Source organism: Streptomyces sp. NPDC005070 (assembly GCF_053600395.1).
Genome location: NZ_JBSFZS010000015.1, coordinates 18,919 through 44,311, shown reverse-complemented (window position 1 = coordinate 44,311; position 25,393 = coordinate 18,919). Strand labels below are relative to the sequence as shown.

The 25,393-nt window shown below is 70.6% G+C and carries 23 protein-coding genes, 1 tRNA gene and 1 pseudogene; 16 read left to right on the top strand and 9 right to left on the bottom strand.

What is annotated here, in order from left to right; all coding sequences use genetic code 11:
• Window positions 1–26 precede the first annotated feature (26 nt).
• The 9 genes from ACWEBX_RS07865 (at window position 27) to ACWEBX_RS07825 (ending at window position 10,644) form a co-directional block, all read left to right on the top strand.
• Window positions 27–2,660, top strand: a complete 2,634-nt coding sequence (locus ACWEBX_RS07865) for a thioester reductase domain-containing protein (protein WP_451884022.1) — start codon at window positions 27–29, stop codon at window positions 2,658–2,660.
• A complete protein-coding gene (locus tag ACWEBX_RS07860) occupies window positions 2,657–3,793 on the top strand; it encodes an alpha/beta hydrolase (RefSeq protein WP_451884021.1) in 1,137 nt (378 codons plus the stop codon). The genes ACWEBX_RS07865 and ACWEBX_RS07860 overlap by 4 nt, the downstream gene beginning before the upstream one ends.
• 62 nt (window positions 3,794–3,855) lie before the next feature.
• On the top strand, window positions 3,856–4,635 hold the full coding sequence (locus tag ACWEBX_RS07855) for an alpha/beta fold hydrolase (protein ID WP_451884020.1): 780 nt from the start codon (window positions 3,856–3,858) through the stop codon (window positions 4,633–4,635).
• 114 nt (window positions 4,636–4,749) lie between these two features.
• Window positions 4,750–4,825 (top strand) — tRNA-Arg (locus ACWEBX_RS07850).
• 106 nt (window positions 4,826–4,931) lie between these two features.
• Window positions 4,932–6,065: a gala protein gene (locus ACWEBX_RS07845; protein ID WP_451884019.1), complete on the top strand. Its 1,134-nt coding sequence runs from the start codon at window positions 4,932–4,934 to the stop codon at window positions 6,063–6,065.
• Window positions 6,062–7,990, top strand: coding sequence for an ankyrin repeat domain-containing protein (locus ACWEBX_RS07840; RefSeq protein ID WP_451884018.1), 1,929 nt, complete (start codon window positions 6,062–6,064; stop codon window positions 7,988–7,990). Before ACWEBX_RS07845 ends, ACWEBX_RS07840 begins: the two co-directional genes overlap by 4 nt.
• Window positions 7,987–9,198, top strand: coding sequence for an AAA family ATPase (locus tag ACWEBX_RS07835; RefSeq protein WP_451884017.1), 1,212 nt, complete (start codon window positions 7,987–7,989; stop codon window positions 9,196–9,198). Before ACWEBX_RS07840 ends, ACWEBX_RS07835 begins: the two co-directional genes overlap by 4 nt.
• Before the next feature lie 41 nt (window positions 9,199–9,239).
• Window positions 9,240–10,400 carry a vWA domain-containing protein gene (locus ACWEBX_RS07830; RefSeq protein WP_451884016.1) on the top strand — a complete coding sequence of 387 codons (1,161 nt, stop codon included), beginning with the start codon at window positions 9,240–9,242 and terminating at the stop codon, window positions 10,398–10,400.
• Between the two features lie 7 nt (window positions 10,401–10,407).
• Window positions 10,408–10,644 carry a DUF6207 family protein gene (locus ACWEBX_RS07825; RefSeq protein WP_451884015.1) on the top strand — a complete coding sequence of 79 codons (237 nt, stop codon included), beginning with the start codon at window positions 10,408–10,410 and terminating at the stop codon, window positions 10,642–10,644.
• On the opposite strand, the gene ACWEBX_RS07820 is transcribed toward ACWEBX_RS07825, so the two are convergent.
• Window positions 10,565–12,118 carry an alpha/beta hydrolase gene (locus ACWEBX_RS07820; protein ID WP_451884014.1) on the bottom strand — a complete coding sequence of 518 codons (1,554 nt, stop codon included), beginning with the start codon at window positions 12,116–12,118 and terminating at the stop codon, window positions 10,565–10,567. The genes ACWEBX_RS07825 and ACWEBX_RS07820 overlap by 80 nt on opposite strands.
• 510 nt (window positions 12,119–12,628) lie before the next feature.
• Window positions 12,629–13,006 carry a hypothetical protein gene (locus tag ACWEBX_RS07815; RefSeq protein WP_451884053.1) on the bottom strand — a complete coding sequence of 126 codons (378 nt, stop codon included), beginning with the start codon at window positions 13,004–13,006 and terminating at the stop codon, window positions 12,629–12,631.
• Here ACWEBX_RS07815 and ACWEBX_RS07810 point away from each other — a divergent pair.
• From ACWEBX_RS07810 to ACWEBX_RS07785, 6 genes and pseudogenes are all read left to right on the top strand, one after another.
• A pseudogene (locus ACWEBX_RS07810) lies at window positions 13,005–13,301 on the top strand (transposase); the annotation flags it as partial. The gene ACWEBX_RS07815 and the pseudogene ACWEBX_RS07810 sit on opposite strands and share 2 nt — an antisense overlap.
• A 107-nt stretch (window positions 13,302–13,408) precedes the next feature.
• Complete coding sequence (locus ACWEBX_RS07805; protein WP_451884013.1) at window positions 13,409–14,452, top strand: YVTN family beta-propeller repeat protein; 1,044 nt, start codon at window positions 13,409–13,411, stop codon at window positions 14,450–14,452.
• A gap of 328 nt (window positions 14,453–14,780) precedes the next feature.
• Window positions 14,781–15,620: an IS5 family transposase gene (locus tag ACWEBX_RS07800; protein WP_451884012.1), complete on the top strand. Its 840-nt coding sequence runs from the start codon at window positions 14,781–14,783 to the stop codon at window positions 15,618–15,620.
• A gap of 318 nt (window positions 15,621–15,938) precedes the next feature.
• A complete protein-coding gene (locus ACWEBX_RS07795) occupies window positions 15,939–16,520 on the top strand; it encodes a VOC family protein (RefSeq protein WP_451884011.1) in 582 nt (193 codons plus the stop codon).
• 107 nt (window positions 16,521–16,627) lie between these two features.
• Window positions 16,628–17,572, top strand: a complete 945-nt coding sequence (locus ACWEBX_RS07790; protein WP_451884010.1) for an RNA polymerase sigma-70 factor — start codon at window positions 16,628–16,630, stop codon at window positions 17,570–17,572.
• 112 nt (window positions 17,573–17,684) lie between these two features.
• A complete protein-coding gene (locus ACWEBX_RS07785) occupies window positions 17,685–18,881 on the top strand; it encodes an NAD(P)/FAD-dependent oxidoreductase (RefSeq protein ID WP_451884009.1) in 1,197 nt (398 codons plus the stop codon).
• 135 nt (window positions 18,882–19,016) lie between these two features.
• Here the strand turns inward: ACWEBX_RS07785 and ACWEBX_RS07780 are convergent, their stop codons facing one another.
• The 6 genes from ACWEBX_RS07780 to ACWEBX_RS07755 all read right to left on the bottom strand — a co-directional run bounded on the left by ACWEBX_RS07780 (window position 19,017) and on the right by ACWEBX_RS07755 (window position 23,821).
• Window positions 19,017–19,781 carry an SAM-dependent methyltransferase gene (locus ACWEBX_RS07780; RefSeq protein WP_451884008.1) on the bottom strand — a complete coding sequence of 255 codons (765 nt, stop codon included), beginning with the start codon at window positions 19,779–19,781 and terminating at the stop codon, window positions 19,017–19,019.
• A gap of 143 nt (window positions 19,782–19,924) precedes the next feature.
• Window positions 19,925–20,533: a superoxide dismutase gene (locus ACWEBX_RS07775; protein ID WP_451884007.1), complete on the bottom strand. Its 609-nt coding sequence runs from the start codon at window positions 20,531–20,533 to the stop codon at window positions 19,925–19,927.
• Between the two features lie 337 nt (window positions 20,534–20,870).
• On the bottom strand, window positions 20,871–21,506 hold the full coding sequence (locus ACWEBX_RS07770; protein ID WP_451884006.1) for a TetR/AcrR family transcriptional regulator: 636 nt from the start codon (window positions 21,504–21,506) through the stop codon (window positions 20,871–20,873).
• 348 nt (window positions 21,507–21,854) lie between these two features.
• A complete protein-coding gene (locus tag ACWEBX_RS07765) occupies window positions 21,855–22,253 on the bottom strand; it encodes a DUF4440 domain-containing protein (RefSeq protein WP_451884005.1) in 399 nt (132 codons plus the stop codon).
• Window positions 22,254–22,284: 31 nt separating this feature from the next.
• Complete coding sequence (locus ACWEBX_RS07760; RefSeq protein ID WP_451884004.1) at window positions 22,285–23,040, bottom strand: glycoside hydrolase family 16 protein; 756 nt, start codon at window positions 23,038–23,040, stop codon at window positions 22,285–22,287.
• A 211-nt stretch (window positions 23,041–23,251) separates the two neighbouring features.
• Window positions 23,252–23,821 carry a hypothetical protein gene (locus ACWEBX_RS07755; RefSeq protein WP_451884003.1) on the bottom strand — a complete coding sequence of 190 codons (570 nt, stop codon included), beginning with the start codon at window positions 23,819–23,821 and terminating at the stop codon, window positions 23,252–23,254.
• Between the two features lie 238 nt (window positions 23,822–24,059).
• Between ACWEBX_RS07755 and ACWEBX_RS07750 the strand changes: the two genes are divergently transcribed.
• Window positions 24,060–24,491 (top strand): hypothetical protein, encoded by a 432-nt coding sequence (locus ACWEBX_RS07750; protein WP_451884002.1) that lies wholly within the window; start codon window positions 24,060–24,062, stop codon window positions 24,489–24,491.
• A 53-nt stretch (window positions 24,492–24,544) separates the two neighbouring features.
• On the opposite strand, the gene ACWEBX_RS07745 is transcribed toward ACWEBX_RS07750, so the two are convergent.
• Window positions 24,545–25,306, bottom strand: coding sequence for a DeoR/GlpR family DNA-binding transcription regulator (locus ACWEBX_RS07745; RefSeq protein WP_451884001.1), 762 nt, complete (start codon window positions 25,304–25,306; stop codon window positions 24,545–24,547).
• Between the last annotated feature and the right edge of the window lie 87 nt (window positions 25,307–25,393).

Below are 25,393 nucleotides of genomic sequence, written 5' to 3'. Positions count from 1 at the left end.
GACAGTGCACACGGGGAAGGTCTCTTATGCGTGATGTGAACGAGGACGCGTCGCCGTCCGCAGGACAGCGGGCGACCGCCGAGGCGATCGAGCGGGGTGACGGAGGGCTGAGCGTGGAGGCCCTGCTGGCCAGGATCGCGCAGGCGGCCCCGGCCCCCACGGTGACGCGGTCCGGCACGAATCCGGACGCGGGCGCAGAGGCGGACACCGCCGCGTCGAGCGCCGGGGAGGACCCGGCGGCGGACGCTGGTGCCACTGCCGTGTCCGTGACGGACACCGAGCCGTTTGCTGGTGCTGGTGCAGCGCCAGAGGCAGCGGCAGTGGCGGGTGTGGGCGCCGGTGGCGTCACCGGTACCGCGAGGGATCGCGACGCCGGTACCGCGAGGGATCGCGACCCGGGCACCGCGACGGATCGCGACGCCGACGTCCTGCCCACCCCTGTCGCCGCCCCCGACGCGGACGGCCTGGCCGTCGTCGTGGCCGCGGCGGCCGCTCGCTTCGTCCCTGGAGGGCGGCTCTCACCCGACACCGACTTTTTCGACGCCGGTGGCACCTCCGTGGGCGCCGTGGAACTCGTCGCGGCGCTGGAGGAAGAGCTGGGCATGGAGATCGACCTCGACGAGGTGTTCGCCGACGCCCGGCCACGCAGTCTCGCCCGGCGCTGGCTGGCCGTCGGGGGTGCCGCGGCGGTCGTCGCAGCCCCGAGTGTGCCGGCGACCTCGGCGGACACACGGACCCCGGCCCCGGCCCCGCCGAGCAGCGCGATCGTCGCCGCACCCATGGCGACGGTCACGGCTCGGACCACCGGTGGCGACACGTCGTACGCCACGGCCCGGCCCGAAGACCTCGACCAGATCCTGGCCGACCTCTCCCTGGCCGACCGCCTTCCCTGGACCGGCTCGCCCGAGCCCGCGCCGCCCCGCCGGATCCTGCTCACCGGCGCCACCGGCTTCCTCGGCAGCCATCTGCTCCTCGACCTGCTCAGGCACAGTGACGCACATGTCCACTGCCTCGTTCGCGCGGCCGACGAGGAGGCCGCCACGGCGCGCCTCGCCGCGTCGCTGAAGAGCCACCGGCTGCCCTGGTCGTCGGAGATCCGCCGTCGGGTGACGGTGCTTCCCGGCGACATCAGGCGACCGCGCCTCGGTCTGTCCGACGACGTCTGGCACAAGCTCGCCCACGAAGTGGACAGCGTCGTGGGCGTGGCGGCGGCCGTGGACTTCCTGCGCGGTTACCAGTCACTGCGGCAGAGCAATGTCATCGGCGCGCTGACCCTCGCGGAACTGGCGGCGACCGGCCCGCCCAAACCGCTGCACCACATCTCCTCGATCGCGGTCTTCAACGAGGTCGGTATCACCTCCATGGGCGAGGACGACCCGCTCGCCCACGTCGACCGCCTCGTCGCGGGCTACGACCAGACGAAATGGGCGGCAGAGGTCGCCCTGCGGCGGGCCCGCGACCACGGTCTGATCGTTACCGCGATGCGCCCGGGAGGCATCGGGGGCCACACCCGGACGGGCGCGCACAACCCGCAGGACCTCAGCAGCGGCCTCATCGCGGCCTTCGGGCGCTTTCGCACCGTGCCCGCCTTTCAGTGTCTGAACGCGGCCCCGGTGGACTGGGTGAGCCGGGTCGCGGCCGCCGTCATCTGCGAACCCGACGCCTGGGGGTTCGACTACAACCTGACCGGCGTGCCCAACACCCTCGACGACGTCGTACGGGACATGGCCTTCGGCGGGATGCATGTGCGCGTACAGGACTGGGACGAGTGGCGCACCGACGTCCTGGCCCGCCTGGAGACCGACCCGGTTCCCGAACTCGACTTCCTCACACGCGTGTTGCGAAGCCCCACCGCCCTCAAGCTGTGCGAGGCGACCCTGAAGGGGCCGGCGGCGTCGGGCGAACGCACCGCCGCCCTCGTCGAAGCGCTGGGGTTGAGCCCCGCCACCCGCTACGACGCCCAGGCTCAACTCAGGACGTTCGAAAGCCTCGCCCAGGGCGGGCTGGCCCGGCTTCCCCACAAGGACGACCAGCCGTACCTGTGGTTCTCCGAGACGACCGAGGGTGCCGTGGGCCCGGTCGGCGCCGCCACCGACACCCCCTGCTCGATGGCGCTCACCCTCTCCATCGCGAGCATGTACCAACTGGTGAAGGAGCGCCGGGTGGACGTGAGCGGCGAGCTGCTGTGCGCCGCGGTCCATCCCGCGCCGCTGCTCGTGGAGCGCGGCGACGTCTGGATCCGCCCCGAGGAGGGCATCCCGCAGCGGCACGGGATGCGCCACCAACTCCTGCGCTACCGACTGACGTTGCGCGACGCCGACGGAGGCCGTTGGTGGCTCGAGGGGCACAAGTACGCCCGCGCCCGCCGTGACGTCTGGCGGCAGACCCGGGCGCTGAGCGTCGAGCTCGGCCGCGAGGGCGAACCGGCATGCCTCGCGGGCGAGCTCGTCGTACCCGCGGACACCTATGTGCGCGACCAGATCGACGGCATCAAGGTCGACCCTCGGCTGACCGGGCGGGAGAAGCGCGCCGCCAAACTGACCTGGCTCGCCTGGTTCGGAGTGGAGATGGGCCGCGGCCTGCTCGGCCCCTTCGCCCGCGCCACCGCGGACCTCCTCGACCTGCGCCGCACCCCGACCCCCTCGGAGCGCCACCGATGATCCTCAGAAGCGCCAACTCCCGTACCAGGCCGACGATCCGCAAGGTCAGGACCGGCACGGCCCTGCGTCCCCTTCGCCATCGCCTCGACCCGTCACGCGTCGAGGAGATCCCCTTCCGTGCCGGGGACGGCGTACGACTCGCTCTCACCCGCGTGGACAGCGGAGAGCGGGACCGGCCCGCCGTGCTGCTCCTGCACGGCCACACCGCGTCCGCCGACATGTTCCTGCTCCCGGAGACCCGCAACCTGGTCGACGTTCTGCTCGACGACGGTTACGAGCCCTGGCTCCTCGACTGGCGGGGCAGTTGCCGGCTGCCCTACAACGAGACCGGCCAGAGGTACACCTACGACGACGTCGCCCTCCACGACATTCCCGCCGCCGTCTCCCGCATCCGCGAACGCATCGGAGACAGGCCGCTGTTCGTGGTCGCCCACTGCATCGGCTCCCTCGCCCTGTCCCTGAGCATGACGGCGGGACTGGTGCCCGGGCTCGCGGGCGTCGTCTCCCAGGGCGTGTTCCTGACGCCTAAGCTCGCTGGACGCACCTCGCTGCGGATGACGCTGGCGGGCGAGCTGTTGAAGAGCCGGATCGACCACATTCCGGTCGACTTCCGCAAGGTGGGCCTCCGGTCGAGGTACACGCCCCTGTTCGCGCTGGCCTCGCGCGGGGCGGCCTGCCCGGACCCGACCTGCCAGATCCTCCACAACTCGGCGTGGGGCTCGGGCGCTTCGCTGTTCCTGCACGAGAACCTGTCCGAGACCACCCACGACCGGCTCGCCGAACTGCTCGGTCCCGCGCCGCTGTGGATCCTGCCGCACCTGCGCCGTATCGAGCTGGCCCGCAGCGTCGTCCGCTGGCACGACACCGACCACCGCTACCGGGCGCTGCCGCCCAACGCCCTGGATGCGGCCGGCCGCATCGACGCCCCAGTGCTGCTGCTCGCCGGAAGCGAGAACGGACTGTGGCTGGACTCGCAGCGGCTCTGTCACGAGGTGCTGGCACACCGCCAACCGCAGCTCGACGTGTCGTACACCGAGATCCCCGCCTACGGCCACCTCGACACGTTCCTGGGCCGGGGCGCCGCTCTCGATGTCTTCGGCCACATCCTCGAATTCCTCGGCGAACGACGGTGACGGCGGGCCCCGTCGCCCGTTACCGTACCGACCAGTAACCAGACCGCACCCAGGAGGCCCCCATGCCGCAGCTCGAAGTCGACGGCGCCGCGCTGACGTACGACGACGAGGGCCCCCGCGACGGCGACGGTGTGCCCCTGGTGTTCATCCACGGCTGGACGGCCAACCGGCACCGCTGGGACCACCAGATGGACCACTTCGCGCAGAAGCGGCGGGTCGTACGACTGGACCTGCGCGGGCACGGGGAGAGCGAGGGGTCGGGGCGGCGGACCGTGGCGGAGCTGGCCGGTGATGTACTCGCCGTCCTCGACCATCTGGAGCTCGACCGGTTCGTCCTCGTCGGCCACTCCATGGGCGGGATGATCGCGCAGACCCTGACACTCGCCCACCCCGAGCGGGTCGAGCGGCTGGTGCTGGTGAACTCGATCAGCAGGATGACGTACAGCCGGGGGAGGGGCCTGCTGATGGCGGTCTCCACCAGGGTGCCGTTCAAGCTGTTCGTGGCCGCCAACATCCAGCGGGCCTTCGCCCCCGGCTACCCGCGCGAGAAGATCCGCGAGTACATCAGCGCCTCGGCGGGCACGCCCCGCGAGGTGGTCATGACCTGCTACGGCGCCATGCGGTCCTTCGACGTCCTCGACCGGCTCGGCGAGATCCGTACCCCCACCCTCCTGATCCACGGCTTCCACGACATCCAACTGCCCGTCTCGCAGATGCTCCGGATGGCGAAGGCCTACCCGGACGCCGTGGTGCGGATCGTGGACGCCGGCCACGAACTGCCCGTGGAGAAGCCGGCCGAACTCACGGCCGCGCTGGACGGCTTCGTGACCGACAAGGCGTAACCGAGTGGCTCCGACCCCGCCGGGAGTCGCACATCCTCCACCCGGCCGGGTCGTCCACAGATCCGGCCGACCGGGTGTCGGCGCGGACGCGGCATTGGTTATGATCACCGTGGCAAGGCTGTAGCGCAGAGGTCGTCGCGCCCAAGCATCGAGCTGGAGGACGTCGGTTCGAATCCGGCCGGTCTTGCCACCCTTTTCGTGGAGGAATGTCGATTGGCGTCGGTTCACCCCCGGAGGGCGGAGGGCGATGCCGCTCTCCGCGCGCCGGGCACCGGCGATGGACCGGTGGAGTGGTGATGACGCAGCCGACGCCCGTACGCTGCCCCGCGATCGAGCACCCCGACATCGCGATCAGCGATCCCGCCGCCCTGGAACCGCTGCTCGCCCGACTGCGGTCCGCCCGGCCGGTCGAGGCCGACGAGACGTACCCGCTCGGCACCGTGCGCGCGGACGGACGGGTCGACCTGTGCAAGCAGGGACTCGGCGCGGACGGCGCCGCCCGGCTGATGCCCGTGGCGGCCGCCTCCCCGCACGCCGCGCACGTCCTGCTCGGCACCAACGCCATCGGCGACGAGGGAGCCCGCGCGGTCGCCGACGCGCTCGCGGGCGACCACGGCCTGCACACCCTCTACCTCGGCTGCAACCGCATCGGCCCCGCAGGCGTTGACGCACTCACCGACGCGCTAGCGACGGACGCCACCGTCCACGCCCTGTGGCTCAAGCGCAACCCGGTGGGCGACCACGGCGCCCACGCACTCGCCGCCATGCTCCGCCGCAACACCACCCTGCGCACCCTCGACCTGGTCAACACCGGACTGACCACCGACGGCCTGCGCGCTCTGTGCGAAACCCTCACCGACCGGCCCAGCCCGGTCGAACGCCTCTTCCTCGGCGGCAACGGCCTGACCGCCGAAGCCGCCCCGCTCCTGGCGGAGTTGATCCGTGAGGCGGGCGTGCGCGAGCTGTACCTCCCCGCCAACCACCTCGGAGACGAGGGCGCCGCGATCCTGGCCGCCGCCGCCGACTCCACCCGACCCGTCCGTCTCGGCCTCGGCGGCAACGGCATCGGCCCCGTCGGCGCCCGAGCCCTCGCCGACTCCCTCGGCGGCATCGAGGCACTCGACCTCGGCCGGCCACTGTCGGAACGCAGCCTCGGCGCCCCCGCCAACACCACCGGCGACGAAGGCGCCCACGCACTGGCTGCCGCCCTGCCCGGAAGCCCGCTGCGCCGACTGGAGTTGTGCCACACCGGTCTGACCGGACGCGGCGCGAAGACCCTGTTGGCGGCCGTCCCCGACAACTCGCCCCTGGAGTACGTCGGTCTGGGCCCCGGTCTGCCCCGCAAGGCGAAGCGGTCCTTCACCCTGCGCCTGCGGCCCGTCGGCAGGGCGCACCCCGACCTGCGCGCGATAGGGAGCGTCTACCGTTGAGCCCTCGTGGCGAACTCCGCTGCTTCCCCGCGGACGAGGCGTCGAGCCGGCGCCGCATCCGCCGGTACGCGGTGCCCCGCTGGATGATCGAACGCGCCACCGCCGCACGACTGGCCGGTGACTGGCGGGGAGCCTGCGCGGCGGCGAACGTCGACGTCGCCTTCACGCTGTCCGAGGTGGCCGACCACTGCGGCGACCACGTCGCCACGGCCCTGGAGAACGACCTCCGTCACCTCGCCCCCGATCTGCTGCGCTGGCATCTGCCGCGCATACTCGGCGGCCGGACCACGCTTGCCACGGACAAGACGGTCGTCCTGGCCCGCTACCATCCGAAGGCGGCCGACGAAGACCGTCTGACCGCGCCGTGCTTGCACATCACCACACCCGCGATGGTCGACGGACCGCAGCGGATCGCCCTGCGGTTCGGCACGGTCGAGGACGAGCGGGACGGGGGAGTCTTCGGCCCGGGAACCGAGGACTGGCGGCACGCGCGGCACCTGTGGGACGTACGGCACACCGCCGAACTGCTCGAACGCAGCGGCGGCACCGACCGGCCGCCGTTCTTCCACGCCGACGCCACCCCGCGCGGCACCGGTGAACTGCCCACGGCCGATCCCGGCGCGGGTGATCCGGCGGCGCGGGCCGAATGGGCCACGCTGCTGCACCAGAAGGGCGAGACGCGGGCCGCCCTCGCCGCCGTCGGCATCGCGGCGGACCTGACACCCGTCGAGAACTCGCGCTGGTACCAGGTCGACCTGGAGGAGCTCCTCGGCGGGATCGCGCTCGACCACACCCAACTGGAGCCGGAGATCCGCCGGCAGATCGCCGCGGGCGTCGCCGACCGTTTCGTCATTGCCGCGCACTGGCGGACCTACATCCTCCTGGAGCCCGCGGCCGCCGGCGGACTGCTGATGCGAGCCGTCGACCGGGAGGAGGCCAAGGGCGTTCCGCTGCTCGCCGAAGTCCTGTGGCGCAGACTTCCCGACCTCGACCTCATGCGCGCCGGGGGCATCGCGGCGGAGCACTTTCACCCGCTCGTCCGCGAGGCATTGTTCCCGGCTCTCCCCGCCCCGGCGGCCCCGGCCGGCCCCCCGGGGCCGACGCTCCCCGAACCGGTGCGGATCAGGTGCCGCGGGGAATGGCACGAGGTGGCCTTCCGCCCCGGCGGCCTGCTGGCCATGCCGCACACCGACGAGGAGCAGCAGCGCGAACGCGCCCTGCGCGCGTTCGGCGGCGCCGTCGCCGGATGCTTCGCCATGGAACAGACATGGACCTCCGGAGATGGCCGCCTGCCGAAGGCACTGCGGACCCAGCGCAGTGAGCTCTTCCTGCGCGCCCAGCACGGTGACACCCCCGGCGTGCTCGAACTCCTCGACGCCGGTGTCGACCCGCGCGTTCGGGACCCCAAAGGCCGTTCTCTGCTGCACCTGTTGAACCTCCTCGACCACGAGACGCTTCTGCCGCGGCTGCTGGCGGCCGGACTCGACCTCGAGGCACGTGACCAAAGGGAACGCACACCGCTGTACGTGGCTGCCAACGACCTCGGTTCGAAGGCGCTGGTCAAGGCGCTCGTCGCCGCCGGGGCGCGGCTCGACGTGGTCGACGAGTCCGAGCTCTCGCTCGCCCAGATCGTCCGCCGTTACAAGCGGCGCGACCTGGGCTTCCTGCAGAAGCGCGTCCAGGCGGAGCACCCCGGCATCGGCGCCGACTGGTGGGACGAGTGGATGGAGGAGGAGGCGGAGTCCTACGCCGACGAGCCCGACGAGCCTGAAGACGACGTCCGACCCGACGGGCATGGCTTCGGGTTCGAGCCCGCAGCGTCCGACGACGGGTCCGAACCCGACGAGCCCGCCGACGAGCCCGCCGACGAGTCCGAGGCCGACGACGAGGACGAGCCCGACGACGAGGAGAGGCTGCCCCTTTGAGCACCGACGTGACCGCCCCCACCGCGCCGTCCGGCCCGCTGGCGGCCGCGGACGACCTCAACCGCAGGCTGCGTACGCACCGCACCGAACCCGCCGCGAACCCCCAACTGGAAGCACTGGCCCTCGCCGTGACGGCCAATCAGCCCGTGCTGCTGTGGGGAGAACCGGGAATCGGCAAGTCGGCCGCCCTGGAACAGCTCGCCGGTGGGCTCGGCCTGCCGCTGGAGACGGTCATCGCCAGCGTGCACGAACCCTCCGACTTCGCGGGCCTGCCCATCGTCGGTGACGACCCGGCCGCGACCGGCGTCCCGATGGCCCCGCCGGACTGGGCGGTCCGCCTCGCCAAGGCCGGGCAGGGCCTGCTCTTCTTCGACGAACTCTCCTCCGCGCCGCCCGCCGTGCAGGCGGCCCTGCTGCGCGTCGTGCTCGAACGACGGGTGGGCAGCCTGGTCCTGCCGGAGGCCGTACGTATCGTCGCCGCCGCCAACCCGCCGTCCAGCGCGACCGACGGCTGGCACCTCAGCCCCCCGCTCGCCAACCGGTTCGTCCACCTCGAATGGACCCACGACCCCCGGACCGTCGCCCGCGGCATGGCCGGCACCTGGCCCGAGGTCACCGTGCCCGTCGTCGGCGCCGGCGAGGTTCCCGGCGCGGTCGCGCGGGCCCGCGGCGCGATCTCCGGCTTCCTCACGGCCCGGCCCGGGCTCGTCCACCACATCCCCGGCGACGCCGAGAGCCGCGGCCGCTCGTGGCCCTCTCCCCGCACCTGGGAGATGGCACTCAAGCTGCTCGCCACCGGATACGCGGCCGGTGCCGGCCGGGAGGCGCTGGCCGCCGCGCTCACCGGCGCCGTCGGGGACGGCGCGGGCCTCGAACTGCTCTCCTACCTCGAACACCTCGACCTGCCCGACCCCGACCGCGTCCTCGCCGACCCGGAGGCCTTCGCCCTGCCCGATCGCGGAGACCGGCAACTGGCGTTCCTCATCGCGGTGGTCTCCGCCATCCAGAGCGACCTCACCCGGCCGCGCTGGGAGGCGGGGTGGGTGGTCCTGGCGAAGGCCGTGGACGCGGGCGTACCCGACGTGGCCGCCCGGGCCGCCACCGACCTCGCGATGATGCGGCACCTCGACTGGCCCGTACCGCCCGGCATCGACGGGTTCCTCGACCTGCTGCAGATGTCGGGGGCGCTGCCCGGCGGCGGCCGGTGACGCCCGGGGGGACCACGGGGGACACCCGCGGCGCCCTGGACATGACCAAACTGCTCGCCGCCCGCTACCGGGCGGCGAGCGACCGGCCGTATCTGGCGGCCGCGTTGTACTCGCTGACCGTCGTGCCGAGCACGCAGGTGCCCACGATGGGCGTGGACCGGCACTGGCGCTGCTATGTGTCACCCGCCTTCGTCGAGGCGACTCCGGTGCCCGAGCTCGCGGGCGTGTGGGTGCACGAGGTGGCGCACCTGCTGCGCGACCACCACGGCCGGGCGGACCGGCTCCCCGCCGCCGCCCAGCGCGACGGGCACCGCGTGAACGTCGCCCAGGACTGCGAGATCAACGACGATCTGCTCTCCGACGGTCTGCGGTTGCCCGAAGGCCGTATGGAACCCCGCCTGTTCGGCCTTCCCGAGGGCCAGCTGTTCGAGGTGTATCTGGACCGGCTGCCGCCGGAGGTGCGTACGCCGGACTGCGGATCGGGCGCCCACGGCCGGCCCGTGCCCTGGGACCTGCCGGGAGAGGCGGGGACCGCACGGATCGGGGAGATCGAGGCGCAGGCACTGCGCCGCCAGACCGCCGACGCGATGCGCGCCCACCAGCGCGGCCGTGGCCATCTGCCCGGGGGCTGGCAACGCTGGGCCGAGGAGATCCTGGAACCCACCGTGGACTGGCGGCAGGCGCTGTCCGGTGCCGTCCGCGAAGCCGCGGCGTGGGCGGGCGGAGCCGTCGACTACACGTATCGCCGCCCGTCGCGCCGCACCCCGGCGCTGCGCGGTGTCGTCCTGCCGAGCCTGCGCCGGCCGCTGCCGAGGGTGGCCGTGGTCATCGACACCTCCGGTTCGATGGGCGACGCCGAACTGGCCGCCGCCCTCGCGGAGGTGACGGGTGTCCTGCGTGAGGTGGGGGTACGGGGCAATCGCGTGACCGTGCTGGCATGCGACGCCGATGTGCAGGCCGTGTCCCGGGTGGTGGCCACCGAACAGATCACCCTGGGCGGTGGTGGCGGCACGGACATGCGCGTCGGCATCGAGGCCGCGCTCGCGACGCCGGACCGCCCGAACATCGTCGTGGTCCTCACCGACGGGCTCACCCCCTGGCCCGACGAGAACCCGCCCTGCCGCGTCATCGCGGCCCTGATCGGCTCCGCCTCACAGCAGCCCCCGAGCTGGGTGGAGACGGTACGCATTCCCACCGCCTAGGGCGGACATGGCCCAAAGGGTCATGAGAGCAATCCTTGACGCGCACGTGGCCGAGCCGGGCCCGGCAGCGGTGGACGTTGCCGCCGCCGACGACGCGAACGCCTTCACCCTCCAGATGCGAGCGAACCGTGGGCTGACGGCTGCCCGGCGGATCCGTACGAGCCTCAGGACATGCTGCCCCGGCACACCGTCCCCGGGGCAGGGGTGCGGCCCGTGCGGAGGTAGTGCTCGACCGCCTCCGTGACGCAGCGGTTCTGCGGATATGTGCCGTGGCCCTCCTCCTCGGCCGTCAGGAGGACGCCGACGCCGTCGCCCAGGGCGCGGGCCATGTGACGGGCGCCGGCGTAGGGGGTGTTCGGGTCGCCGGTGCCGCCGACCACCAGGACGGGGGCCGCGCCGTCGGCGTTCACCTGGAGCGTGTCGCGCTCGCCGTCGAACGGCCAGTCGTAGCAGAGGTAGACGCCGGTGGACCAGGTTGCGCCGAAGAGGGGCGAGGCGGCTTTGATGCGGGCCTCGTCCCGGTCGAGGCGTTCGAAGCCGGGGCGCAGACTGGAGTCCGCGCAGGTGATCGCAACCAGGGCGGCGCGGCTGTGGTCGCGCGGGGATGCCGCGCGGTCGGCGGAGCCGATGTCGTCTGCGCCCTTGCTCAGCGGGCGGCCGTCGTTGTGGTCGATCAGCGCGGTGAGGGCCTTGGCGAGCGGCGTCCAGCCGTCCGTGCCGAGGTCGAGATGCTCGCTGACGTCGTACGCGAGGTCGTCGGCGTCGAGGTGCCTTCCGGCGCCGGCCGGGGCGGGCTTCTTCTCCAAGCGGTGGGCCAGGCGCGCCATGCGCCGCGCGGCCTCCTCGGGCCCGTCGCCGGTCGGGCAGTGGCGGACATGGGCCGCGCAGTGCGCGGCGAACCGGTCGAACGCCGCCTGGACCGCCTTGACCTGCGACACTCCCTTCTCGTCGAGGTCCTCGGTCGGATCGACGGACGCTTCGAGGACGAGCCGTCCCACGTGCGACGGGTACAGGTGGGCGTAGACCGCGCCGAGCGCCGTTCCGTACGAGACGCCGAAGTAGTGCAGCCGCTCGTCGCCGAGGAGGTAGCGCATCAGGTCGAGGTCGCGCGCGGTGTGCGAGGTGCCGATGTAGGGGAGGAGCGCCCCGGAGTGCTCGGCGCAGGCGTCGGCCCCGTCGTAGCCGGTGTCGTCCGCGGTCTTCCCACATCGCACGGGGATGGTCGCGCCGACGCCGCGCGGGTCGAAGGAGACCAGGTCGTAGCGGTCGAGGAGCGGCTCGTACTGGTTGAGGAATTCCGGCAGTCCGCTCACGCCGGACACGCCGGGGCCGCCGAAGTTGAGGACGAGCGAGCCGATGCGCCGGGCGTTCGGGCCGGTGGCCTTGCGGCGGATCAGGGCGACGTCGATCGTCCTGCCGACCGGTTTCCGGTAGTCGAGGGGGGCCTTCATGGTGGCGCAGTCGTAGCCCGTGCGCGCGGTGGGCGGCGAGGTGCAGCGTGACCAGTGAAGGTGCTGGCCGGTGGTGAGCGCGGTGGGCAGACCGGCGGGCGGGTTGTTCGCGGTGAACTCCGTACGCGGCTCCGCACTCCGCCCGCGAGCGTCGTGCTGGAGCCACGCGCTGACGGCCCCCATCACGACGAGGACGACCACGGCGATGATGCGCGCGCCGACCGAGAGACCCGGTCCGTGGCTTCGTATCGGACGTGCGTCACTCATCGAAATCCCTGCGCTCCCGCCCCTGGATGCCCGCCCCGTGCCCGCAAGCCCGTATCCGCGATCGTCCGATCGTCGAATGCGTGCAGGATACAAGCCGCCTCCGACAGCACGGCTGGACGCCCGGCGTGCGACGTCCCGTGCGGCGGGCTCGGCACGGCCGTTCAGCCGATGGAGGACCGGGATTGGAGCCAGTCGCCTGAGCGTCCGGTTCGACCCCGCGCGGTATGCGCCGGCCCCCTCTATCGGCTGCTCCGCCGCTGCCCGTGCCTCCTCCGGGCAGGGCGCACCCTCGGCGGCGGAGGCATCCGTACCCGGTGGCGAACGGAAGCTGCGATCTGCCCCACCTGCGACGCAACGTCCTGCGATCACCGAGTCGTCCCGAGCGAGCGACACGACGTGAGGCAGCACCATGACGAGCGTCCACACGGAACTCACCCGTCCACACGGAACTCACCTGCCGCACCGCACCTGGCCGCCGTTCTCATCGGGGCGCGCCGATAGCGCACTTCGTCAGCGATCGTCCATCCAGGACGCGTCAGGAGGCCAGGAACCCTCGCCCAAGATGTGGCTGAGGATCCTGAACGCTTCCTCGAGCGGCACGGTGTCCTCGTTCGGATACGCGTCGTGCTGCGCGTTGGAGAGGACGGAGCCCTCGCTCGATCCCTCCGCTCCTGGATCCACCGCGTGCTCGCCGGGGTCGCCCTCTTCGTTGAGCAACGACAGCATCGCCCGCTCGCCGTTGGTCACGAGAGCCGACAAGCGGCCGGACGAACTGGCCAGCCACGTCTCACGCTGCCCTTCGGCGATCCTCGCCCGAAGCATGTCGCGCACAGTGTCTGCCGCCACCGGCACACCCCTGCCGTCGTCGATCACCCAAGACTCGATCATGCTCACGACGATCCCATACGCGGATCTGAGAGGGCAGTTTGTGAGTAAGCCGTATCCGAGTGACTTATCCGACGAGCAGTGGTCGTTGATCGAGCCGGTGATCACCGTGTGGAAGGATTGGCACCGTTCGGTCAGCGGCCACCAGGGCGCCTACAACATGCGAGAGATCGTGAACGCGATCCTGTACCAGAGCCGAACCGGCCGCCAGTGGGCCCATCTCCCGCACGATCTGCCGCAGAAGAGCGCGACGTACTACTACTTCGCCGCCTGGCGGGACGACGGGACCGACCAAGTCCCATGAACTCCCAACTTCACCAGGAAGCAATAGCCGACGGAGCCTCCACCAGCGATCTTGGGCGAGCCTCGCGTCCGCCCAGTACCCCGAGTCGTAGCTTGTGGTCCATGACACGGACTCAGGGGACCGGGTGCCGAGCGGCCGCGGCGCTGGTGGCGACGGTGGCACTCGCGGCGATGGCGAGTGCACCGGGGGCCCTCGCGGTGCCGGCATCGAAGCCCTCCGCACGGCCGGGGGCCTTCGTGTACGTCGCGAACCTCCGCTCCGACACGGTTTCGGTGATCGACATCCGTACCGACGCGGTGGTGGACAGCGTTCGAGTGGGCGACGGGCCCGACAGCGTGGCTGTGACTCCCGACGGCTCGCACGTCTTCGTCACGAACTCCGCGGCGGACACCGTGTCGGTGATCGAGGCCCGTACCAGGACGGTCGTCGACACCATCGCCGTGGGGGAGGAGCCCAGCAGGGTCACGATCTCACCGGACGGACGGCACGCATACGTGGCCAACGTGAGGTCGGACGACGTCTCGGTGATCAGCACCCGGACGCGCGAGGTCACGCACACCGTCAAGGTGGGGGACTCGCCCCTGGGCCTTGCCGTACTGCCGGACGGCTCCCGCCTCTACGTCGCCAACGCGGCCTCGGACGACGTCTCGGTGGTCCGGACCGACACGAACACGGTCGTAGGCACCGTCCCCGTGGGCAAGGGGCCCACGGCACTGGCCCTCACCCCGAACGGCCGCCAGCTCTACGTCTCCGACCTGACCTCGGACGACCTGTCGGTGATCGAGACCCGCAGTGGCACGGTCACGGCCCGCATCCCGGTCGGAGTGCAACCCGCCGGCATCGGTGCCAGCCCTGACGGATGCCACGTCTACGTGGCCAATATCGGCTCGAACAGCGTGTCGGTGATCAGCACCCGTACCCATGGCGTCACGGACACCATCGAGGTGGGCGCAGGGCCCAATGGACTTGCCGTCAGCCCCGACGGCTCCCGCGTCCACGTCAGTGAATTCGACGCGGACAGGGTGTCGGTCATCGGCACGGCGGCTGCTCGGGTCACGGGCACCGTGCCTGTCGGCGACGGTCCGACCGGCGTCGCGGTCACCCCGCGCAAGCCCGGTCCGGGACCTACGGGACGCCCCTGCTGAGCCCATGACCGTGTCGGTCGCTGGGGGAACTGCACCGAACGATTTACAGTCCCACCTTGCTCCAACCTCAGCCGGAAACAGACATCACCGCACGAACCACCCTCTGAGTGGGCATTTAGTAATGATCTATGCCGGTAAGTAACTTTCATGGCCGTCAGGCTTGAGGCGTTTGCCCTGTACGTGCACCATCGTGTCCGTCGAGCTGCGAACGAGGCCACCCGTTTACTCCGGTTCTCGTGCGTGAAGTCCGTCTGGTTTGAAGATCAGGCAGAAACGCCCAGCAGCAGCGGAACAACACCGTCCGCCGCATCCATGATCACGCTACGGCGTGAGCCAGCGGAAGCCGTACCCCAGCGACCTGTCCGACGCCAGATGGGCCTTAATCGAGCCGACGTTGACGGCCTGGAGAAAGGCTCGGCTCGACCGCAGGCCCACCGGGCAGCCGGCCAAAGTTGACCTGCGCGATGTATTCAACGCACTCCTCTACATCAATCGCACCGGAATCCCCTGGAAATACCTCCCGCATGACTTTCCCAACCACGGCACGGTCTACGCCTACTACGCCGCCTGGCGCGACGAGGGAATCCTCACCCAGCTCAACTACGACCTGACCGGCCTGGCCCGCGTGAAGGAAGGGCGCAAGCCCGAACCGACCGCTTCCGTGATCGACACCCAGAGCGTGAAGACCTCCACCAATATGCCCCTGACCAGCCAGGGAACCGACGCCGCCAAGAAGATCGTCGGCAGGAAGCGGGGGATCCTCACCGACACGATCGGACTCATCCTCGCCGTGACTGTGACCGCCGCGAGCCTGTCCGAGAACGCCGTCGGAATACGCCTCCTCGACCAGGCCAAGAAGACCTACCCGACCATCTCCAAGAGCTGGGTTGACACCGGCTTCAAGAACGCCGTCATCGAGCACGGCGCCAGCCTCGGAATCGACGTCGAAGTCGTCAACAGAAACCCGGGAGTTCGCGGCTTCCATGTTGTCAAAAGGCGCTGGGTTGTCGAACGAAGTATTGGTTGGATCATGCTGCACCGGCGCCTCGCCCGAGACTACGAGACCCTGCCCTCCAGCTCCGAGGCCATGATCCACGTCGCCTCGATCGACAACCTCACCAAGCGCATAACGGACGAGACGACACCCACCTGGCGAGGAACTTACTAGGAGATAAAGGGCAATCTACCTAGATCAAACGCCCTCTGAGAGACAGGCTCCAGCCGTCCGGTCAGTCGAAGTCGGGGATCGGGTGCTCGGGAGCCAGGGCCGCGGCGATGCGCCGGGTGATTGTGGGGGCGGTGTGGCCGTCGGGGGTCGGCCGGGCCCGCCACGAGGGCGCTGACGGCCGCACCGACCCACACGAAGGTCACCCGTTGGCGGAGACAATCGACGAGTTGGAGACAATCGACGAGCTGACGGGTTCGACGGCTTGAGTTCGGCGGCTTGGGTTCGAGGGCTTGGGGGAACGGGATGCTGACGGGGATCGTGATCGACGCAGTCGACGTCGCGGGCATGGAGCGCTTCTGGCTGGACGCGACCAAGGGGCGCACGGGCGGTCTGGAACTGCGTTTCGTGCCGTCCGTGAAGCCGAAGCCGCCGGCGGGCAAGAACCGGCTCCACCTCGATCTGGCCGGGGGCCCTGGCTGGGAAGTCGAGGTGGAACGCCTAGTCGCACTCGGTGCCAAGCGGGTCGACATCGGCCAGGGGGACGTCCCGTGGGACGTGCTGGCCGATCCGGAGGGCAATGAGTTCTGCGTGCTGCGTCCTGGTCACCCCGGGGTGCTCGCCGACTTCGGCCTCGCCGCGATCTGCCTCGACGTCGCCGAGGCGGATCGCTACGCGCAGTCGGCCTTCTGGCAGTCCGAGGCAGGCTGGCACACCGTCGAGTACCGCGAGTGGGGCGTCCGGCTGCGCCGGAGACCCTCCAGCACGGTCTCGCTGGTGATGGGACCGCCCGCGGCGCCGAAGGCGGGACGGAACAGGCTGCGCCTGGAGGTCATTCAACGCGACTGGGAACCGGGCGAGTTCCTCGACGCCGGCGGCAACGAGTTCCACGTCGCGCACTGACCGCCGGCGGCCTCGGCCTCGGTCCGCCAACGTTCTCGTAGGACGTGGTCCTTGTCGGACGGAGGGCCGCCTGCCGTTCCGGCGCGAGGGCGCCTAAGATCGCGGGCATGGCCCTGAGCATGAGTGACGTGGACCGGTTCGAGGCGGCCAGGCCCCGGCTGGAGGCCATCGCCTACCGGCTGCTCGGCTCGGCGGGCGAGGCGGAGGACGCCGTGCAGGAGACGTTCCTGCGCTGGCAGGCGGCCGACCTCGGCCGGATCGAGGTGCCGGAGGCCTGGCTGACCAAGGTCCTCACCAACTTCTGCCTCAACCAGCTCACTTCGGCCCGCGCGCGCCGCGAGACGTACGTGGGGCGGTGGCTCCCCGAACCGCTGCTCACCGGGGACGCGATGCTCGGCCCCGCCGACTCCGCCGAGCAGCGCGAGTCCGTCTCGTACGCCGTCCTCGTCCTGCTGGAGCGCCTGTCGCCCAAGGAACGGGCGGTGTACGTGCTGCGGGAGGCCTTCGACTACCCGCATCGGGAGATCGCCGAGATCCTGGACATCACCGAGGCGGCCGGCCAGCAGATCTACCACCGGGCCAAGAAGCACGTCGCCGAGGGCAAGGCGCGCACCGAGGTCGACGAGGCCGCCGCCCGGCAGATCGTGGAGGAGTTCCTGGCGGCGGCGACCAGCGGCCGCACCGAACCCCTCGTCCGCCTGCTCACCCAGGACGCCGTCTCGGTCGGCGACGGCGGCGGCAAGATCCCGGCCCGCGCGAAGGCGTTCGAAGGCGCGCACGCGGTCGCCACCTTCCTGCGCGGCCTGTTCAAGCCCAGCGACGCCAAGCGGAAGTACATCGGCGGCGCGCCCGACATGTACGCCACAACCGCCAACGGCGGGCCCGCGATCGTCGCCGTCGTGGACGGCAGGGTTGTCGGCATCACCTGCCTGGAGGTCACCGCGGACGGCATCGTGGCCGTCCGGAGCCAGGTCAACCCCGACAAACTCGTCCGCGCGACCCGGCAGTGGGCCGCCATGGACCACGAGGAGGGCCCGCTCTACACCCTCTGATGCGATGTGACGCAGGTCACATTCCGATCCTGTCAGGAAACGCCGGGCTACCCGGTTCAAAGGGCGACACCACGCCGGACAACGGCGGACCCGCCCAGACAGGAGCACGGACATGCTGCACCGCATCGTCGTCCTCGGAGCCGGATACACCGGAGCCACCGCCGCCGGCCGCCTCGCCAAGAGGCTGCACCGCGAGGGCGTGAGCATCACCCTCGTCAACCCCGAGCCCGACTTCGTCGAGCGCGTCCGGATGCACCAGCTCGCCACGGGCCAGGACCTCAAGGCCCGGCCGTTCAGCGAGATGTTCGCCGGTACGGGCGTGGAGCTGAGGCTCGCGAGCGTCACCGCCGTGGACGTGGACCGCAGGACGGTCTCCCTCACCGGCGCCGACGGTCCGGCCGAGCTCGCGTACGACACCCTGGTCTACGCCCTCGGCAGCGGCTGGAACGACGGAGACGTCCCCGGCGTCGCCGAACACGCCGACCAGGTGGCGAGCCGCCCGGGCGCCCACCGTCTCCGCGAACGGCTTGACGCCCTTGACGCGGGCAAGGCCGTGGTCGTCGTGGGCGGCGGCCTGACCGGTGTGGAGGCCGCTACCGAGATCGCCGAGGCCCGCCCGGACCTCAGCATCTCCCTGGCCGCCCATGGCGCGCTCGGGGACTGGCTCTCGGCGAAGGGCCGTGCCCACCTGCGGAAGGTGACCGACCGGCTCGGCATCGAGGTCCACGAGCACGCGACGGTCACCGCCGTGACGGCGGACGGCGTGACAACCGCCGACGGCCGGACCCTCCCCGCCGCGGTCACCGTCTGGACCACCGGCTTCGCCGTCCATCCGATCGCCCGGGCCACCACCCTGGAGGTCACCGAGCGCGGCCAGATCGTGGTCGACAGCACCATGCGCTCGGTCTCCCACCCGGACGTCTACGCCGTGGGCGACGCCGCGATGGCCATCGGACCCCAGGACAAGCCCCTCCGCATGTCCTGCGCCTCGGGCGTCCCCATGGCCTGGCAGGCCGCCGACGCCATCGCCGCCCGGCTCGCCGGCACCAAGATCCCCCACGTCTCCATCCGCTACTTCCAGCAGTGCGTCTCCCTCGGCCGGAAGGAGGGCCTGATCCAGTTCGTCACGGCCGACGACCAGGCGGTCGACCGCGCTCTGACAGGCCGCACGGCCGCTCTCTACAAAGAGCTGATCTGCAAGGGCGCGGCCTGGGGCGTCGCCAACCCGACGGTGGGCCTGCCGTCACGGCGCCGGCGGGTCGTACGGCAGGAGGCCAAGGACCCGGCGCGCGCGGAGGCAACCGCCTGACCCACCCCCGGTCGAACCGACCGAAGCCCTTGGCCGAACCGACCGAAGCCCTTGGCCGAACCGACCGAAGCCCCGGGCCGAAACCCGGGGCTCGGACGGCTCGGGCTCCCTCACCCGTCGAGGTGGGGAGCCCGCTCAGTTCCTACGTGCTGTCACGAGGGCGAAGGAGAGCAACTCCCCGCCGTCCGTGGTCAGCATGTCGATGACGGGCTGGTTCGCGCTCCGGCCGTCCTGGTGGTGCTCGGCCCCGGCCCGGGCCCACAACAGCCAGTCGCGCCAGGCGTCTTGCTGCAGTCGCGCGGACGTGATCTCCACCAGTTCGGTGATCTCCCACTGGAACCGCCACCAGTCCGCGGTGTGCCAGGCGATCGCCTCCCAGCCGACCACTTCCTTGATATGGGGTGGGATCGACCCGAGTTCACGGACCTCCCGTGTCAAGGCAGGCGTCGCCATGCCCAGTTGCCCGCCGGGTCGCAGGAACCGCACCAGGTAGGGCAGATAGCTGTCCGCCGTACCGAAGTACTCGAACGCGTCCACGCTCACGACGGCGTCGAAGCTCGCCTCGTCGAACGGCAGGGTGTGCGCCTCGGCCCGTACGGCCTTCACCTGGTCGCCGACACCCGCTTCCGCGAAAACGGCTGCCGCGTCCTCGGGGGCGATCCACCAGTCGGCCGCGACGACCTGGACCCCGTACTCGCGGGCCAGGAACACCGACGTGGCGCCCTTGCCGGAACCGAGGTCGAGAATCCGCATCCCGGGGCGCAGATCGAGATTCTGTGCCAGATCCTCCAGCAGCCACAAGGGGTTGGGCCCCATGTCGAGGTCGAGCAGCCAGGCGGGGTCATAGCGAGAGGAGCGCGGATAGCGGTCGGGACGTACGAGATCTCTGAGATCGGCCACGAGCACGAACCCAAGCCGATCCTCGGTCCGGGGCGCAACCGGATTTCACGGCGGTCGATCAACGACGCGAACCGGATCGGGCCGGGAGGCACGGGGGCCACCCGGCCCGGTGGTGCCGGTGGTGGTTCCGCCGGTGTCGTCGGTCAGTTGGCGGCTGCCCTGGTGAACCGGGCCGTCACGTCTTCCCAGTTGACCAGGTTCCACAGCTTGGTGACGTAGTCGGGGCGCACGTTCTTGTACTGCAGGTAGTACGCGTGCTCCCAGGCGTCGAAGACGAGCAACGGGGTGCTCCCCTGGCCGACGTTGCCGTGGTGGTCGTAGACCTGCTCCACGATCAGGCGCCTGCCGAGGGGTTCCCAGGCGAGGACACCCCAGCCGGAACCCTGGACGCTGCTGGTGGCGACGGTGAGGTGCTTCTTGAACTGCTCGAAGCCGCCCAGGTGTTCGTCGATGGCGTCGGCGAGGGCGCCGTCCGGTCGGTCGCCGCCGTCGGGGGAGAGGTTCTGCCAGAAGATCGAGTGCAGGACGTGGCCGGAGAGGTTGAAGGCGTAGGTCTTCTCCAGCCCGACCAGCGAGGTCGGTGTGATCCGGTCCTTGTCGCGGATCTCGGCGATCTGCTCGAGGGTGTCGTTCGCGCCCTTGACGTAGGCGGCGTGGTGTTTGGCGTGATGCAGCTCCAGGATCTCTCCGGTGATGACCGGCTCCAGCGCGGCGTAGTCGTAGGGCAGGTCGGGAAGCGTGTAGGTGCCCATCGGGCAGGTCCCCTTTCCGGGTGAGTGATCGTCCCGGCACACCCTATGCCTTTATTGCGAATAACTTGCAACAGCGAGATCTATGCAGCAGCATGGTCGGTGGCGGGGTCGGCCCGTCAGTCCTCGGTGTCCGAGCGTCGTTCCGTCCGTCCGGCGCGTCCTTCCCGAAGAGTGATCGTCTTCTCACCCGGCACCCGCCGGTCCCGGCCGGCCCCGCTCAGGCACGCGTCGACCCCACGCGCCCGGACCGGGACATCGCCGCGGTGCGCCATGCGGGGCGACGCGGGGGAGGGGGCCTTCTGGTTGTCGTCCGGCTCGATGAACGGCCGGGTGCCGGTCAGTCCTGCTCCGGCACGCCAAGAATCGTGCACACCGTCCGCGCAACGTGGAGCGGAGTCGCCCCCGGGTCGTGGGCGGGCAGCAGCATGTGGCTGACGGTGAGGCGCACGGCCAGATCGGCGGCAGCCGCGCGACGGTCCTCGGCGGCTTGCGGGACTTCTTCGCCGAGCCACGCGCAGAGCAGTCGTCGCGTGCTGGAGAAGACGGGCTCGGGCCTGCTGGTCAGGAAGGGCAGCAGGGCGTCGGTGCCCCCGCGTGTGGCGGTCAGTACCGCGCCGACGAACGGGTTGACCTCCGCCTGTTCCAGGGTGTGGGCCACGGCCGCCTCCAGTGCCGGGGCAGGACGACCACGGTGGCCGTCCAGGACTGCGGCGAGGCCGATGAGGAACTCGTTCGTCTCGCGCTCCACCAGGGCGCGGCCGATCCCCGCGCGGTCGCCGAATTCCTTGTAGATGGAGGGGCGCGACACGTCGGCCCGCAGGGCGAGGTCGGCCACCCGGACGCGGTCCCAGCCGCTTTCGGCGGCGAGCGCCCTGGCCTCGGTGATGACCCGCTCGCGCATTTCCTTGCGCCAGGCCACACGGGGCGGATCCGGCCGGAGGCGTGGCGTCGCGGGGGCGTGGCCGTCAGGCATGCCCGCAGTGTGCCATGAGGAGCGCGCTTCCGCCGGTCCCGCCCGGGAGTCGGCGGAAGCGCGCTTGGTGACGAGCGTGCCACCCTCGGTGCGCTTCGACAAAGGGGGCCCTGTGTAAACGTCCTGATGGATCATCAGATGAGAGTGCGTCAGTTGTGCTCCCCGTGCCGCATAGCGGCACAGCAACGGACGAGAAGGCCGGAATCCTAGGGCTTCAGCCCGAGGAGCGAGTGAAGACTTCAGTTGCTTGCCGACACCTTCGGGTTTCTGACAGGGAGCCGCCACCCTGACCTCACCCGTGTCCGTCATCGCTCCATGCCGGCGGGTCGTTGTGGGACTCGTGTGTGGTCAGGGTCGGTCGTACCAGGCGACCGCGGTGATCCGCCAGCCCTGTGAGGTGCGCACGAACTGGATGGTCTTGGTGCCGTCTCCCTCGAACCGCCGGCCGTCCAAGGTCCCGGACTTGCGGTATGCGCTGAACCGGGACGCGATATCGCCTGCGATCTCCGTCCGCTCGGAGGTCTCCCACTCGGAGAACTCGACCAGGCGGCCGTCGGACAGCAGGTGCCGGCGCGGCTCGGTGAACTCGTCCACCGTATAGACGGTGAATTCGGGGCCTGTCTTGACGATCACCCCGCCGGGGAGAACGAGTCGCCTGATCCGGTCCACGTCGGCGGCCTTGCCGCCCCGGTTGTCGAAGGCACCGAAGAACTCGGTGGTCAGCGCGTCTATCTCGGTCTTGGACATGGCGCGACGGTAACAGCCGGGAAGGGACGGCTCAGGGGTAGTACGGGGTGTACGTGATCGCGGAGACCTTGAGGTAGCGGGCGCCGTCCGCGGTGGCCCAGGTCGAGGAGTTCGGGTTGCCCGGCCAGTCACCGCCCACCGCTGTGTTGACGATGAAGTGCATGCCGACGCCCGGAGCGGTGGTGTACCACTTGGTCCCCTGGAAGGCGCCGTCCACCCAGAAGTCGATGTGGTCGGGCCACCAGCTGAACGCGTAGACGTGGAAGCTGTTGGTCCAGCCCCCTGAGTTGTTCACGGCCCACTGGGTCTGCGCGTTGCTGGTGTCGTGGAAGGTCTGGTCGACGGTGTTGGGATTGGATCCGACGATCTCGGCCGCGTCGAACTCGGGGAGCCAGGGGTTCAGATAGGCCGCCCAGACCGCGGGAAGCAGCCCCTGTCCGCTCGGCATGTTCGCGGTGAAGCTGTACGTGCCGTAGCCGTAGAGGGCCTTCGACTCCACACGGCCGGAGTAGTAGAGCCCGCCACCCGCGCTGTACGTCTTGATCATCAGGGTGCCGCCGTCGTACCAGACGCAGTCCGGCGTGTACGTCTCCAACTCGTTGTTGGCCGTCCACCTGCCGCTGATGACGTTCCAGGAGTTGACGGTCTGCGGTGTGCCCCAGGAGGCGGCGTGAGCTGGTTGCTGCGCCGCGATGAGCATCACGCAGGCGGCGAACACGGCGCCCAGGAACCACTTGAGCCGCACGAGGCCTGCGAACCACCTGGACCGTACGAAGGTTGTCGTCATCGGAGCTCCGTTGCTCGATGGGTGGGACGACGCGTGGGAGCGATCCCACGCACTCATTCGGAACGTAGGAGCTTGTTCAGGACCTGACAAGAGTTGCGGCACGGCTTGCTTCATTCATTCCGGAAATGAACGAACGGCGGCGGTGTCGCCGTCGTCTCAGCGGTGGCGCAACGCCCAAGTGGTCCCCGGACGCGGTGAGTTCCGCAGGGCGTTACCGGACGGCGGTGGCCCGTGGATCGACCTCGCAGTGATCGATCTGGTCCACGCCGCCCCCGGCACCGGCAACGGGCACCCGGTAGGTCGTCTTGTCCTTCGCGGGCACCGAGACCTGATCGCCACTCTCGATGACGGTGGCGCCGTTCCGGTCCTTGAAGCTGATCTTCAGGGCGAAGACGCCGTCGCGTCCGTTCGGATTCCTGATCTGGACGGTCGCGTACGGGTCGTCCGTGCTCGCGCAGTGGACGAGCACGGCGGTGCCGTCCTTCAGGGGCTGGGCCGTATGCCTGGGGGAGGGCGCGGTGGTGGTCGAACGGTGGGTGGGGCGGGAGCGGTACGTGGCTCCGCCGCTGTCACTCGTACTCGTCCCGGAGTCGTCGCTGCCTCCGGACGGGCCGCCGCTGCCCGACGTGGACGAACCGTCGTGGTCCTGGCTGGAACTGCTGCAACCGCCCCCGCTGTGATGGCTGCGGCTCCCGTGGCGACCCGAAGAGAACCCGGTCAGGGCCAGCACGACCAGTGCCGACACCGCGGTGAATCTGAGCCTGCGCCCCCGTATGTGCATGTCACCACCCTACTGACGGCCGTCGCGCCCACCCTCACAAGGGTCGGCCGGTCCGTCTCTCGGTCAGGGCGGCCCACGGCAGCGACAACCGCAGCATCATGAAGTACCGCACGGACGCGGGCCCTCCCCCATCGTGCGCATCCAGTCGGCGTCGGTGAGATCCACCGGCCTCGTCGCTATGGGCTCGAGGCACGCATCGATCGCCGCGACCCGTTCCTCGAGCTCCGCCAGTGCCCCCATGGCGCCCCTTCCCCGTCGGCTGTCGCCGGCGCTGGACGAGGCGGGTGTCCGGCCGGAGGCCGAGGCGGCGCTGCAGGAGGTGCTCTCCCGTTACGGGGAGGGCGACGAGGACATCCGGTCCGCCCTGCGCGCGCTCATGGAGCGGTGCCACTCGTTCCGCTGGGCGACGACGTTGCCGTTCGAATTGACGCCCGAGGGTTTCCGGCAGCGGTTGCTGGAGATCTCGGTCGGGGACCAGGGCCACGACACGCGGGACATGATGGTCGAGCTGAATGATCTGTGCGAGCGGGCACGGGATGTCGGTGTCGACATCCGGCCCCTCCTGCTGGATGTCGCCGCACTGTCCAGTGGCGTCGACAGGTACGGGATGGGTTCCACGCGGGACATCCTGCTCCGGGCGTCGCGAGGGGAGCCCGTAGGGCTTTGGTGACCCCGGCGGCCCACGGCGACCTCGGTGGGCAGCTGGGCTGCGCGGCGGGGTGGTCAGACGGTCTTGATGATGGTGCCGCCGCTCTCGAGCGCGGCCAGTTCCTCGGTGGGTGCGGTGGTGTCGGTGACGAGGGTGTGCACCAGCGTGGACGGGCCGACGTAGGCGTAGGCGGTGCGGCCGAACTTGCTGCCGTCCGTGGCGAGGACGAGACGACGCGACGAGGTGATGCCCGCCTTCTTCACCGCGGCCTCGTCGAGGTCGTAGGCGGTCAGGCCGTCGGCCGCGCTCAGTCCGCAGCAGCCCATGACGGCGGTGTCGAAACGCAGGGCTGCCAAGGAGGCGAGCGTGAGCGGGCCGGTGAGGGCTCCCTCGGCGGCGCGGGGCTGTCCGCCGGGCACCACCAGCGTTGCCGGGCCGGGTGTCTCGCCGAGCAGGTGGATGGCCTGCAGGGACAGCGGCATCACGGTGACGGGACGCTCGCGCAGGAGGCGGGCGACCTCCAGGCAGGTGGTGCCGCTGTCCAGCAGGACGCTCTCGCCGTCGGCGATGAGCGCGGAGACCTCGGCGGCGATCCGGCGCTTGGCGTCGACCGACTCGTTGGTGCGCAGCGCGAACGGGGGCTCCTCGCCCCTGAGCAGCAGGGTGCGTGCGCCGCCACGGACGCGTTCGAGGACGCCCTGGCCGGCCAGGGCGTCGAGGTCGCGCCTGATGGTCATCTCCGAGGCGCCGGTCAGCTCCGCGAGCTCCTGGACCGTCGCGCCGCCGGAGTCCCTGACAGCCTTCGCGATCAGCCCGTGGCGCTCTGCGTTGCTCATACCGGGATTGAACACCACGACACAATGAACATGCAATGTGTTCAAGACTCGGACTTTCGAACATCGAAATCGTTCGTTACGGTGAGC